Origin of the sequence: Paenibacillus sp. FSL H3-0286, assembly GCF_045040705.1 — a bacterium.
Taxonomy (GTDB): Bacteria; Bacillota; Bacilli; order Paenibacillales; family Paenibacillaceae; genus Paenibacillus_AQ; species Paenibacillus_AQ odorifer.
Window position 1 is genome coordinate 2,189,287 of the sequence record NZ_CP150285.1, and the last position, 12,519, is coordinate 2,201,805.

Sequence of the window (12,519 nt, forward strand, 5' to 3'; positions counted from 1 at the left end):
GTTACAACCGGTGGATAAGTCATGAGGAGGGCAGATTCTCTGAATGGCTTTTCCATGGGTTTTAATCAAATTATAAGGATTTATATGTCCAGACTATAAATGATCCTTAAGGAACGCCGAAGGCGTTTTTGCCTGTCTAAAGGAGGACAACGAATGGCACCACATTATATTAGAAATGGGTTTCTTAACGTTACGCCGTATTTTATTGCGGAAGATGCAGACCAATTGATAGATTTTGTTGTGCACTGCTTTGATGCCAAAATTATTGATATGCTGCGAAATGATGAGGGAAGGATTAGGCATGCCGAGGTCAGAATCGGTGATTCCATCATTGAGATTTCCGAAGCGAATGAAAAGTATTCACCGGTACAGCTTGCCATTCATCTTTATGTAAGAAATGTTGATGAGACCTACCGCAAGTGCCTGGATGCCGGGGCTTCTATTATTGAAGAACCACTGGATAAATCCTATGGAGAAAGAGGAGCAGGGGTTAGAGACCGTCAGGGTAATCAGTGGTTTCTTGCCACCCGTACAGAATAAACTCATGTGTTTTTACAAAAGTAATACAAAGTAACAGTCCAGAGTTAATCAACTCGGGCTGTTATTTTTATATAATCTACTCTGGGGGGCTTATGTCACGGTCATAGTCGTACTGGTATTTTGAAGAAAATGAAGTTAGGATAAAAGATACAATGATAAAGGGAGAGGCAAATTTCAGATGAAACCGTTTCGTGCTCGTCTTACGTTTATACTTATGGCCTTAATCGGTATTTCCATGATTGGTACTGGATTTACGATGGCTCATCTGTTTAAGAGCTCCCATATAACTGCTCTGGAAGAGAATATGTCCCGGGAAATAAGTTTGCTCTCAGGAACACTGGAATTTGTAGATATGAATTCTTCAAATGCGATCCCGTATTACACTGAACAGGCGGAGCATATTTCTAAACTTTTAGATTCTCGGATAACGTTTATTACAAAGTCGGGTAAAGTAATTGGCGATTCTGAGAAAAACCCCTTGGAAATGGACAACCACTCCAATCGTGAAGAAGAGATAGGGGCTGCGAAAGAGGGAACTGGACGGGCAATCCGTTACAGCGAAACTCTAAAGCATGAGATGTTATATGTGGCTGGAAAGGTAACTTCTGATCAGGGATTTGACGGCTATATTCGGGTCTCAATGGGACTTGATGCTGTAACGCAAGGTCTTAAGCATGCTTGGATGATCATGGCTGCAGGTCTAATTATCTTGTTCTTGTCAGCAACTATTGTGAGCTATAAAGTAGCTTCAAGCATGACTTCCCCGCTGGAGCAAATCACAAGAGTCGCCCGGCGGATTACCGATCTGGATTATGATGCCAGAGTTCATTTGAAGCGTAAAGATGAAGTTGGACAGCTGGCTACAGCGATTAATGCAATGGCAGACAGTCTTCAAGACCAGCTTAAGACGATTCGTGATAATGAGGATCTGCTGCAAAGCGTGCTGGATAATATGACGGGCGGCATCATAATGATCAATGCGGAAGAAGAGATTGCGCTGCTTAATCGAGCTTCAGAGCGAATGCTTGATGTCAGTAACGGTGAAATGGCGGGTCATTCGTACAAAGAGTTAAAACGGCATTATGAGCTAACCCGTCTGCTTGAAGAAGGGGTGTTAAGCCGGGAGCCGATTCATGAAGAACGAAGTATTTATAACCCAAGAGAGCGAATTGTACGGATGGACGCGGTTCCGATGATCCAGGATGGTACGTACAGAGGTATGCTTTTCCTATTGCAAGAGGTTACGGAAATTCGCCGTTTGGAGCGGATGCGTAGTGAATTTGTAGCTAATGTATCGCATGAACTCAAGACTCCGGTTGCAGCGGTCAAAGGGTTTGCCGAGACCTTACTGGGTGGCGGAGTTAAAGATGAGAAGACGGCGAGATCCTTCCTGCAAATTATTTATGATGAGAACGAGCGTTTAAATCGCTTGATTGGAGATATTCTGGAATTATCTAAAATCGAATCTAAACGGGTGCAGCTCGATTGCTCACCGGTTCATATCATTGAATTCTTTGATTCCGTGCTGGGAACCATCAGTAAAGTCGCTGAGAAGAAAAACATTAGTCTTAATGTAGAGGTTCCTGAGGAGCTATTCATTGAGGCGGATGAGGATAAGCTGCGTCAAATCTTTATGAATCTGTTCTCTAATGCGATTAATTACACACATGAAGGCGGAAACGTAAAGGTCTACGTTAAGAGTCTACTGAAACCAGACGGCTCCGAAAATGTTCAATTTACTGTTAGCGATACAGGTATGGGGATTCCTAAAAAAGATCTTCCGCGTATTTTTGAACGTTTTTACCGGGTGGATAAGGCAAGATCCAGAAGCTCCGGTGGAACCGGATTGGGGCTGTCTATTGTAAAGCATTTGGTAGATATGCACCATGGAGTGATTTCAGTTGAAAGTGATTTGGGAATCGGAAGTTCCTTTGTGATTGAATTGCCTTTACTGCAGGAAGAAAAGACCGATTAGATTTTTGTAAATTCACTTTTTCAATTTTACACTAAGTTAACATTACGGTGATATGATGGTTTTGTTGCTGTTTTGTAAAAATCAAACTATATGGAAGACGGGGGAACCTATGGCTCAACGATTGCTTGTCATTGAAGACGAACCGACACTAGCCCGGCTGCTGTCCTATAACTTAACGCAGGAAGGTTACGAGGTGACGGTAGAGGATCATGGAACGGCAGGATATGATCGTGCGACGAGGGAACCTTTTGACTTGATCGTATTGGATCTGATGCTGCCAGGAATGAATGGCATTGACATCCTTGATAAATTGCGTGGACAAGGTATCCGCACACCTATTATCGTATTGACTGCTAAAAATGCTGAAGAAGATGTGGTTAGAGGGCTGAAATCTGGTGCTGATGATTATATAACCAAACCTTTTGGAGTATCCGAATTGCTTGCAAGAGTGAGCGCTGTTTTACGACGGATTTCCGGTCTTGCTGAGGAGGCTCCACAAGAGACACCTATATCTGCTTCTACGATCATTCTGGGACAACTAGAAATCTATCCTGAGCGGTATGAAGTTTCCTTAGGTGGACATAGCATTAACCTGCGACCGAAAGAGTTCGAGGTATTGTTATATTTGGCTCGTAAACCAGGGGTAGTGCTGACAAGAGATGATCTTATGAACGCTGTATGGGGCTTTGATTATATTGGTGGACAGCGCACCGTTGATGTGCACGTAAGTTCACTTCGTAAAAAGCTTGAGCTAGATCCAGAATCCGTCCATATCGATTCCATTCGAGGTGTAGGTTATAAATTAGTTGTTAACAAAAAGAGAGCTCCGGTCATTTAGCATGACTGGAGTTTTCTTCTTTATCCCGTTCATAAACAAGATTCAGGTGAGATTACACGCCGAATTGTAGGGAATACTATCACGTGGACTAATTCATCTTCACCAATTTTACATTGCGTTAACATTTCTCTCCAACTGTATTTACATTAAAAGCTTATTATGGAGAACGAAGATGATGAGAAGGAGACGTAAATACTAATGAAATCCATCATTGACATAGAGAAACTTGATCTCTACTATGAGTCATTTCACGCACTGAAGAATGTGAATCTGCAAATTCCGGAGAAACAGGTTACTGCTTTTATTGGACCTTCCGGTTGCGGAAAATCCACTCTGTTGCGCACGCTGAATCGTATGAATGATATGATTCCTGGTACACGTATTGAAGGAACTGTAAACATCGGCGGCAAAAATATTTATAGTGACGAGGTAGAGGTAGAAAGCCTGCGTAAGCAGGTGGGCATGGTATTCCAACAGCCAAATCCTTTTCCAAAGTCGATTTACGACAATGTTGCTTATGGTCCTCGCCTGCACGGTATTCGTTCAAAGAGCGAACTGGATGAGATTGTAGAGCAAAGTCTGCGTCATTCCGCGCTGTGGGAGGAAGTTAAAGATTTTCTGAAAAAATCTGCCCTTAGCTTGTCCGGCGGACAGCAGCAACGGCTGTGTATCGCCCGAGCTTTGGCAGTACAGCCGGATATTCTGCTCATGGATGAGGCAACGTCTGCACTTGATCCTGTGTCTACGCTCAAGATAGAGGAGCTTGTACAGGAATTAAGAAGTAAGTATACAATCGTTATGGTTACTCATAACATGCATCAGGCGGCACGTGTATCTGGTCGAACCGTGTTTTTCTTGAATGGTGTAATTGTAGAGGCGGCGGATACAGAGGTGTTGTTCTCGACTCCTAAGGATTCCCGCACCGAAGATTATATTTCTGGACGTTTCGGCTGATACGGGCTACAAGGGCGCTCGTCCTTGAAAATGGCAAGCTGACCATACATTAATGAGGAGGATCGCTCTTACTATGATTCGCAGAAAAGAATTTGATAAAGATTTGGAAGAGCTGCGCAGTCTGCTGCAGCAGATGGGTGAACATGTAATAGATGCTCTTGGTGGAGCAATTGTTGCTTTACAGAATCTTGATACTGTGCGCGCTCAGGAAATCATTAAAGCAGATTTGCAGCTGAATGCCATGGAAGATAAAATCATGGAAATTGGCTCACGGCTAATTATTACACAGCAGCCTGTAGCAAAAGATTTGCGCCGCATTATCGTTGCTTTCAAAATATCTAGCGATTTGGAACGTATGGGTGACTTGGCTATTGATGTTGCGAAAGCAACTATGCGCATCCATGGACAGCAGCTGATCAAGCCGCTTGTAGACATTCCACGTATGGCGGAAATTGTGACGACCATGATTGATGAGGCTATCCAGTCTTATCTGGATGAGAACACGGATCTGGCTTATAGAATGGCACAAGATGATGATCAGGTCGATCAATTATATGGTTCGATGATCAATGAGCTATATAGTTATATGGTGGCAAAACCGGATTCTGTATCCCAAGCTATGTTATTAACGCTGGTAGGCCGTTATATTGAACGGATTGCCGATCATGCGACTAACATAGGTGAGAGTGTTGTTTATCTGGTCACAGGCAGCCGTCCGGACTTGAATCAGTAATTTGCACTTACACAGCTTTTGTTATATCTTTAGTTAAACTAAGTAGCCGCCCTTTTAAAAGGGCGGCTACTTGTTGTATATCCTTAACATATCAGCTTATCCCACTGTTTAGGTTGGTAAAGCCGTTTCTACTTGTACAGGGCATATGGTAAGATGTAAGGAGTAAGCATGAAAAAGGCGAGGTGCACTATGGACAAGTTGATACTTATAGATGGAAACAATATTATTTACCGTGCTTTTTTTGCGATGCCCCCGCTGACGAATACAGCAGGGCAACAGACAAATGCGGTGTACGGATTTACAACGATGCTGCTTCGTTTAATCGAAGAACATAAACCGACACATATGATTGTCGCTTTCGATGCAGGGAAAGTTACTTTTCGGCATGAAGGTTATCAAGATTATAAGGGCGGCCGGCAAAAAACACCGCCGGAACTCTCCGAGCAGTTCCCTTTGTTGAAGGAATTGCTGACTAATTTAGGTGTACCGCAGTTTGAAATTGGCAATTATGAGGCTGATGATATTATTGGCACCATTTCACGCCAGGCGGATGAAGCGGGACGGCAGGTTATGATCGTGTCGGGAGACAAGGATATGTTGCAGCTGGCCTCTGAACATACGACCGTTGCCTTAATCCGCAAAGGGGTCACCGAAGTTGAGCTTTATGGGCCGGAACAAATCCGGGAGAAATATGACCTAACCCCTGAGCAGATCATTGATCTTAAAGGGCTGATGGGCGATGCAAGTGATAACATCCCGGGAGTACCCGGCGTAGGTGAGAAGACAGCTTTGAAGCTGCTGCATCAATTTGGATCAGTGGAAGGTGTCTTAGCTGGAACCGGTGAGCTAAAGGGTAAAATGAAAGAGAAACTGGAAACCCATGCGGAAGATGCGGTGATGAGTAAAAAATTAGCGACCATCTATCGTGAAGTACCGCTTGAGCATTCGTGGGAAGACATGGTCTTCAATGGAATTTCAGCGGATACAGCCGGACCAGCGCTTGCTAAGCTGGAATTTAAATCATTGTTGGACCGTTTGTCGCTTAGTGCTTATGCTCCTGTTACCGAGGGTGAGGAGAGTGCAGCTGAAGTAGAAGCTGCGGCACTTGATATTACGATCGTAAGTGAAGAAGAACTTAAGGAGCTTAGTGAAGCCCTGGCTGGTATTTCGGCGCTGCATGTGGAATCGAATGGAGATAATCCGCATCGTGCCGAGGTAATCGGAATAGGATTGTCCTCTCTGGAGCGGCATTACTATGTGCCGTTTGAATTACTGCATAAACCGGCCGCTGCGAAGCTGCGTGATTGGCTAGGAGATGAAAAGGCTCCGAAAAGTGGATATGATCTTCACCGCGCTGATTTGGCTCTACACTGGCAGGGAATTGCTTTTGCAGGTGCTGCCCATGATGTGCAGCTGGCGGCTTATTTGCTTGATCCTACGGAGGCTAATCAGAATCTAAATGATCTCACTGCTAAATACGGCTTGCCGCGGCTCTCTCCTGATGAAGAGGTATTTGGTAAAGGTGCCAAATACAAAATCCCTGAGCTTGAAGTTTTAGGAAATCACGTTGCACGAAAGAGTGCAACGGTTCTTGGAATCGCACAGAAGCAACAGCAGGAGCTGGTGGAGACCGCAATGACAGGGCTATTCGAGGATCTGGAAATGCCTTTGTCACGGATTTTGGCGGATATGGAGAAACAGGGGATTGCAGTCAATGCTGGTGATCTTAAAGAGCTTGGAAAAGAATTCGAGGCGCAAATTTCTAAATTGGTCAGTGAAATATACGAGATTTGTGGCACTGAGTTTAATTTGAACTCACCAAAGCAGCTGGGTGAAATCTTGTTTGTAAAGCTAGGTCTGCCTGTCGTCAAGAAGACGAAGACGGGTTATTCCACGGATGCCGAAGTGCTTGAGAAACTGGCGCCATACCACGATGTGGTGCGTTTGATTCTGCAATATCGCACAATTGCAAAGCTGCAATCTACCTACGTAGAGGGGCTGCTTAAAGAAATTTCCCCGAACACAGGGAAGGTGCATACATTCTATCGGCAGACAATTGCCGCTACAGGACGGCTTAGCAGCCAATTCCCGAACTTGCAAAATATCCCGATTCGTCTAGAGGAAGGACGCAAAATCCGCAAGGTATTCGTTCCGTCCGAACCGGGCTGGTCCATCCTGGCAGCCGACTATTCGCAGATCGAACTGCGTGTGCTGGCACATATTTCCGGCGATGAGCGGATGAAGGAAGCCTTTCTGCATGATATTGATATTCACACGAAGACAGCGATGGATGTGTTCGGTGTGACCGCAGAACAGGTGGACAGTAATATGCGCCGTGCCGCAAAAGCCGTTAACTTTGGGATCGTCTACGGGATCAGTGATTACGGTCTCTCGCAGAATCTGAATATTCCGCGTAAGGAAGCCGCGCAATTTATTGAACAGTATTTTGAGGTTTATCAGGGTGTACGCCGCTATATGGACGATATTGTAGTGGAGGCACGGAAGTATGGTTATGTGACCACATTGCTCGAACGTCGCCGTTATCTGCCGGAGATTAATGCGAAGAACTTTAATCTGCGCTCTTTTGCGGAGCGGACAGCAATGAATACACCTATACAGGGAACAGCAGCGGATATAATCAAGCTGGCGATGGTGCATATGGACAAGGCGTTATTTGATCGTGGGTTTAAGAGCCGTATGCTGCTTCAAGTACACGATGAGCTTGTATTCGAGGTGCCAGAGGATGAAATGGAGCTTATGAAGACGCTTTTGCCGGAAGTAATGGGTGGAGCCCTAAAGTTATCTGTGCCGCTTAAGGCAGAGGTCAGCTTTGGAAGTAACTGGTACGAGGCGAAATAGACTCCCTTTAAGGTGTGCATATCAGCTATAATGTAGTTGAGGTGAAGACATCATGCCGGAATTACCGGAAGTAGAGACAGTCAAGAGAACACTTAATGAGTTAGTTAATGGAAAGCAGATAGAGAATGTAACCGTCCGGTTGGCGCGGATTATTCAGCGTCCGGATGATATTCAGGCTTTTGCCCACCTGCTGGCAGGTCATAGCATTGTAAAAGTTGAACGAAGAGGAAAGTTTTTGCGTATTGTGCTGGATGGTCTGGTGCTTGTGTCACATTTACGGATGGAAGGCCGTTACGGACTTTTTTCAAATGATGACCCACTGGACAAGCATACACATGTGATTTTTCATTTTACGGATGGAACTGAGCTGCGTTACACGGATGTTCGCCAATTTGGGACAATGCATCTTTTTCAGATGGGAGAAGATCTTCAGCTGCCGCCTTTAAATAAGCTGGGGCAGGAGCCGCTGGAGCCTTCTTTTACACCGGAGAGGTTTAAGCAGATCGTGTCCGGTAAAAGCACCAAAATTAAATCGCTGCTGCTTAATCAGGAATATATCGTCGGCATCGGCAATATTTATGTAGATGAGTCGTTGCACCGTGCGGGTATCCATCCTGAAGACAGCGCCAAAGCGCTCACGGACAATCAATTGGACAAGCTGCATCATGCTATTGTAAGCACGCTGGCCGAAGCGGTTAACGCCGGAGGTTCATCTGTTAAGTCATATGTTAATGGCCAAGGTGAGAGCGGTACGTATCAGCAGCAGCTATTGATTTACGGTCGTAAGGATCAGCCGTGTAGTAACTGCGGAACGATGATTGAGAAGACGGTTGTAGGCGGTCGTGGCACGCATTATTGTCCAAATTGCCAGCGTCCGACTGTTCACTGAATTTGTTGAAATAATAAGGTTGGCACCCACTACTTGTCCCGCCCATATACTGTGTGAAGAATGCTTAATAGAGAACGGAAGCTGAAACGATAAAATTTCAGTTTTCCGGTTCTTCACAGGAGGGATTGCGGGTGCTCAGCCCATTATTTTCACTGCTATTGCTAGCGTTTGCCTTGAGTTTGGATGGTTTTGGTGTAGGAATTACATATGGGCTGCGTAAAATGAAAATACCACTGCTCTCCGTTCTGATTATCTCGCTCTGTTCGGGGGTAGTTATCTGTGTATCGATGCAGGTTGGGGTTTTGCTTGCCAAGGTAGTGTCTCCGAATGCAGCTTCTATAGTTGGTGCGGTTATACTTGTGCTAATGGGATGCTGGTCGCTTGTTCAGATGCTGATGCAAAAAGAGAAAGATGCAGATGGCGGACGTAAAGCTGAAACGGTAGATAAGGGCTCATTTTCCGAGCAGGCTTGGGCAGAGGTAGCTGCTGATTCTGAAGCGGGTACAGAACCTGTTATGAATGATGAACCGTTGAAATCAGCTGTTTTTTCACTTGAGCTTCGCCGTTTGGGAATTGTAGTACAGATCTTGCGTACCCCGTCTTCTGCGGATATGGATGCCTCAGGAAGCATCTCTTCGATGGAAGCGATGATACTGGGGATTGCGCTCTCTCTGGATGCTTTTGGGGCTGGACTTGGCGCAGCGCTGCTTGGCTTCAATCCGATATGGACATCACTTACAATAGCTTTGTTTAGTGGTACATTTCTATTGCTGGGTATGAAGACTGGACTTAGATTTGCCGGGAACTACTGGATGAAGCATGCTGCCGCATTACCAGCGTTATTATTAATTGCAATGGGAATACTGAAGCTATTATGAGGTGAGTACATGATTATAGGCTTAACCGGAGGAATCGCATCCGGAAAAAGCACAGTGTCTGCACTGCTTGTGAACAAGGGAGCGAGGCTGGTTGATGCCGATGTGATCGCCAGAGAAGTTATGCTTCCCGGGCATGAAGTGTTGGCTGCTGCTGCTAAGCAATTCGGAAAAGAGATCCTTTTTCCGGATGGAACACTGAATAGGGCCAAATTAGGTGAAATCGTCTTTCAAGATCCTGTGGCCCTGCAAACCTTGAACAATTTGACGCATCCTGCTATCCGGCAGGAAATCAAAGACCGTATGTACAGCATGGAGCAGGAAGAGCCGAAGCGGCTTATTATTGTGGATATTCCGCTTCTTTTTGAATCAGGGCTTGAGACCCTGTTCCATGAGATTGTAGTAGTGTACGTTCCCCGTGAAATGCAAATTGCTCGATTAATGGAACGTAATAGGCTCTCTTTAGAAGAAGCAGAAGCGCGATTGAATGCACAGATGGATATTGAACAGAAACGTAATAAAGCGGACTACATCATCGACAACAGTGGCGATCTTGCGTACACTGAGCAACAGGTTGCTGTTTTTTGGGACAGGCTGGGTTTATCATGAAATGGCTACGTAAAAAAAGAGTACTGCTTCTGCTATTTGTGGGTTTTACGGCAATATTGTTTCTGAGTACTAACTGGATGTCGTGGTTTTATCCCATCCATTTTAAAGATGAGATTCGCAAGCACAGCATCACTTATGAGATAGACCCGTTTCTTGTAACCGCGATTATTCGTGTAGAAACGAACTTTAAAACTGGACGAGAATCCAAAAAAGGCGCACTAGGGCTGATGCAGCTTATGCCGGATACCGCGAAGTGGGCGCTGGAAAAGGCCAAGCTTCCAAACGTATCTATGGAAGAACTCAAGCATGAGCCTTCGGCTAATATTGAACTGGGTACATGGTATCTTTCAACTTTATCCCGTCAGTTCGAAGGTAAACGTACAGCAATTATCGCAGCCTATAATGCTGGGCCCGGAAAAGTTCAACGCTGGTTGGACGAAGGGGTCTGGGATGGGACAGATGCAACCATTAAAGATATTCCCATTGGTGAAACCAGGCATTATGTACAGCGCGTTAATTATTACTATGATCAGTACACGGACATTTACAAAGAATTTTAATTTCTACCGTGTTATGTATAAAAAGAAGTATTAAACGACCTGTAGGTCGTTTAATACTTCTTCAAAAAGCTTATGTTGGTCAGGTTATTTGTATTGACCTGCCAGTTGTTGTTCTGCCAGGGTTACAAGACGTTTAGTGATGTAACCACCGATCGAACCATTTTCATAAGAAGTTTTATTGCCTTGGTAACCATCTGGGGAAAGCGTGATTCCTAGTTCTTGGGCAACTTCGTATTTAAGTTGTTCCAAGGCACCGCGGGAATTTGGAGCTACAAGGTTATTGGAGTTGTTGCTTTGGCTCATTGCTGTTCACCTCCTCTGTTGGTAACTGTATTATGTGCCGGACTTGCCATTATCATTACAAGAAAAAAACGGTGATTTCTGGAAATAATAAAAAAGCCGTTCAAAAGCCGGATTTATAACGTGCCGGGACCCATACCATTATGTAATAGGAAGTGATGAAGCTTATGAAATGCCCTTACTGTGATCACACAAATACTAAAGTGCTGGACTCGCGACCAGCGAATGAAAATAAGTCAATCCGTCGTAGGCGTGAATGTGAGCGTTGCAGCAAACGTTTCACTACTTTTGAAATGATTGAAGAAACGCCACTCATTGTAATTAAAAAAGACGGCAGCCGTGAGGAATTCAGTCGTGATAAAATACTCCGTGGTCTCATCCGTGCTTGTGAGAAACGGCCGGTTTCTGTGGAACGTCTAGAAAAGATCGTGTCCGAGGTTGAGAAATCTCTGCGCGGCATCGCCGTTGCGGAAGTGGAAAGCCAACAGATTGGTGAATTCGTGATGGAGCAGCTCTACCCAGTAGATGAAGTGGCTTACGTTCGTTTTGCGTCCGTATATCGCCAGTTCAAGGATATTAATATGTTCATGAAGGAACTCAAGGGGCTGCTATCCAAGAGTACGGGAGAATTAGAGGGATTATAGGGTTTTGTCCAGTTAGGGCGTACAGCAAATCTTAGGGTCTGTTAGGAGTGCTTGTACTGGTTTGTTTCCTCTGAGTTTTGAGCGGGGAATTTGAGTGGAAAAATGATTTTTAAAAAAAGTGTTGACATAGAGGGCGATTTTTTATATTATATAGAAGTCGCCTACGACGCTTGAGTTTATCGGAACAACTCAATTACGACCAAACTAAAATTAAAAAATGTGTGATTTCATACATCTGAAATTTCAGTTTGGGGCCATAGCTCAGCTGGGAGAGCGCATCGCTGGCAGCGATGAGGTCAGGGGTTCGATCCCCCTTGGCTCCACCAAACATCATATGGACTCTTAGCTCAGTTGGTAGAGCAGTAGACTCTTAATCTATTTGTCCAGGGTTCGAGCCCCTGAGAGTCCATCCTAAAGAAACGGCAGAAATGCCGTTTTTTTGTTGTTTGGGGAAGAGTGACTTTTTATTTGGTTTTGATCGTGGTATAGTTTGGGTAGATAAAACGTACAATGCAAAGAGAGTAGTGCGGAAACACGACTCCCGGTGCAATAGCCGCTTTTAAGGGCGGCGGCTTCGGAAGTTTAGTCAGGAAATAGACCGCATTCCTTTGCGAGAGGGCGGTCTATTTCTTTTTGAGGTAGTTGAGCAGTGCAATAATGAACATGCCGAACATGAACATCAGTGACAATTGCTGACTCCAATTACAGACAATCCATATCTAAAGAAACAGGAAGATGCTGTT

General features: G+C 44.8%; 13 protein-coding genes and 2 tRNA genes. 13 read left to right on the forward strand and 2 right to left on the reverse strand.

The features are described 5' to 3' along the window. Positions 1-153 precede the first annotated feature (153 nt). The 10 genes from MHB37_RS09345 to MHB37_RS09390 all read left to right on the forward strand — a co-directional run bounded on the left by MHB37_RS09345 (position 154) and on the right by MHB37_RS09390 (position 10,832). The gene (locus MHB37_RS09345) at positions 154-540 is read left to right on the forward strand and encodes a VOC family protein (RefSeq protein ID WP_076124919.1); all 387 of its coding nucleotides are present in this window, start codon (positions 154-156) and stop codon (positions 538-540) included. Positions 541-718: 178 nt separating this feature from the next. Next, positions 719-2,515, forward strand: a complete 1,797-nt coding sequence (pnpS, locus tag MHB37_RS09350) for a two-component system histidine kinase PnpS (RefSeq protein WP_076124920.1) — start codon at positions 719-721, stop codon at positions 2,513-2,515. 109 nt (positions 2,516-2,624) lie between these two features. Then, entirely contained in the window at positions 2,625-3,353 is a 729-nt protein-coding gene (locus MHB37_RS09355) for a response regulator transcription factor (protein ID WP_036678951.1), read from the forward strand. Positions 3,354-3,551: 198 nt separating this feature from the next. Then, positions 3,552-4,307, forward strand: a complete 756-nt coding sequence (pstB, locus tag MHB37_RS09360; RefSeq protein WP_036678954.1) for a phosphate ABC transporter ATP-binding protein PstB — start codon at positions 3,552-3,554, stop codon at positions 4,305-4,307. Between the two features lie 73 nt (positions 4,308-4,380). After that, positions 4,381-5,040: a phosphate signaling complex protein PhoU gene (gene phoU / locus MHB37_RS09365; protein WP_036678957.1), complete on the forward strand. Its 660-nt coding sequence runs from the start codon at positions 4,381-4,383 to the stop codon at positions 5,038-5,040. Positions 5,041-5,229: 189 nt separating this feature from the next. After that, positions 5,230-7,899 carry a DNA polymerase I gene (polA, locus tag MHB37_RS09370; RefSeq protein ID WP_405169164.1) on the forward strand — a complete coding sequence of 890 codons (2,670 nt, stop codon included), beginning with the start codon at positions 5,230-5,232 and terminating at the stop codon, positions 7,897-7,899. 52 nt (positions 7,900-7,951) lie between these two features. Further along, positions 7,952-8,788 carry a DNA-formamidopyrimidine glycosylase gene (gene mutM / locus MHB37_RS09375; protein ID WP_076124923.1) on the forward strand — a complete coding sequence of 279 codons (837 nt, stop codon included), beginning with the start codon at positions 7,952-7,954 and terminating at the stop codon, positions 8,786-8,788. Positions 8,789-8,919: 131 nt separating this feature from the next. Beyond that, positions 8,920-9,666, forward strand: coding sequence for a manganese efflux pump (locus MHB37_RS09380; RefSeq protein ID WP_076124925.1), 747 nt, complete (start codon positions 8,920-8,922; stop codon positions 9,664-9,666). 9 nt (positions 9,667-9,675) lie between these two features. After that, positions 9,676-10,272, forward strand: coding sequence for a dephospho-CoA kinase (gene coaE, locus MHB37_RS09385; RefSeq protein WP_076220141.1), 597 nt, complete (start codon positions 9,676-9,678; stop codon positions 10,270-10,272). Beyond that, positions 10,269-10,832, forward strand: a complete 564-nt coding sequence (locus MHB37_RS09390) for a lytic transglycosylase domain-containing protein (RefSeq protein ID WP_076124928.1) — start codon at positions 10,269-10,271, stop codon at positions 10,830-10,832. Before coaE ends, MHB37_RS09390 begins: the two co-directional genes overlap by 4 nt. A gap of 84 nt (positions 10,833-10,916) precedes the next feature. Here the strand turns inward: MHB37_RS09390 and MHB37_RS09395 are convergent, their stop codons facing one another. After that, positions 10,917-11,135: an alpha/beta-type small acid-soluble spore protein gene (locus MHB37_RS09395; protein ID WP_036678974.1), complete on the reverse strand. Its 219-nt coding sequence runs from the start codon at positions 11,133-11,135 to the stop codon at positions 10,917-10,919. Positions 11,136-11,299: 164 nt separating this feature from the next. Here MHB37_RS09395 and nrdR point away from each other — a divergent pair, with 164 nt between their 5' ends. The 3 genes from nrdR (at position 11,300) to MHB37_RS09410 (ending at position 12,185) form a co-directional block, all read left to right on the forward strand. Continuing rightward, positions 11,300-11,776: a transcriptional regulator NrdR gene (gene nrdR / locus MHB37_RS09400; protein WP_036678976.1), complete on the forward strand. Its 477-nt coding sequence runs from the start codon at positions 11,300-11,302 to the stop codon at positions 11,774-11,776. A 250-nt stretch (positions 11,777-12,026) separates the two neighbouring features. After that, positions 12,027-12,102 (forward strand) — tRNA-Ala (locus tag MHB37_RS09405). A gap of 10 nt (positions 12,103-12,112) precedes the next feature. Further along, positions 12,113-12,185 (forward strand) — tRNA-Lys (locus MHB37_RS09410). Positions 12,186-12,399: 214 nt separating this feature from the next. On the opposite strand, the gene MHB37_RS09415 is transcribed toward MHB37_RS09410, so the two are convergent. Beyond that, positions 12,400-12,465, reverse strand: coding sequence for a putative holin-like toxin (locus MHB37_RS09415; protein ID WP_367946865.1), 66 nt, complete (start codon positions 12,463-12,465; stop codon positions 12,400-12,402). Between the last annotated feature and the right edge of the window lie 54 nt (positions 12,466-12,519).